The organism is Ruegeria sp. AB5 (assembly GCF_056542645.1).
This window is the reverse complement of the sequence record NZ_JBQGAE010000082.1, coordinates 1-640: the sequence shown is the minus strand read 5'-3', so window position 1 is coordinate 640 and position 640 is coordinate 1. Positions and strand designations below refer to the sequence as shown.

General features: G+C 60.5%; 1 protein-coding gene. It reads right to left on the bottom strand.

Annotation, left to right across the window (positions count from 1 at the left end; all coding sequences use genetic code 11):
* Positions 1 to 640: PA14 domain-containing protein (locus tag ACR0L4_RS23725; protein WP_480515674.1), on the bottom strand; the 640-nt coding region annotated here is incomplete at both ends.

The window sequence follows — 640 nt, the reverse complement described above, 5'->3', positions numbered from 1 at the left end:
TCAACGGGTGTCTCATCGACGGGGGGCGGGGTTCCGTCGCCAGGGCTTGCCACATGATCCCCGGTCAGCAGGACGCGGTTACCACCAGTATCGGGGCCAGCCCACTCGAGCATCAGGGTCGCATCGCCAAAGGCCTCGAAGTAGAGCGCCTCAAGGCTATGGGTACCCGCCGACAGCTCGATCGTGGCGGTCTGTAGCTCAGTCGCATGCAGCCCGTCGTTGTCGATCAGGTCCTGACCATTGAGCCGCAGGCTGGAACCGTCATCCGATAGCAAATAGAACGTGTAACTTCCCGCCTGCTCAATATGCAAATCGGTCGTGGCACGCACGGCAAAGACGTCCTCACGGCCGCCCTCCCAGATCTGAGTGCTTCCATCGTAGTTCAGTGCATTGGTGAGCGTCGTTTCATCCGCTGCGGCAGAAAAATCAATCTGCGACAGTCTCGAAGGCCTGAAATCAAGCGCGAAGAAGGCCATGCGGAAGCCTTCCGAGTTGTCATCCGGATCACCTGGTGTCGGATCAACAGGCGTCGGATCACCTGGTGTCGGGTCAACGGGTGTCTCATCGACGGGGGGCGGGGTTCCGTCGCCAGGGCTTGCCACATGATCCCCGGTCAGCAGGACGCGGTTACCACCAGTAT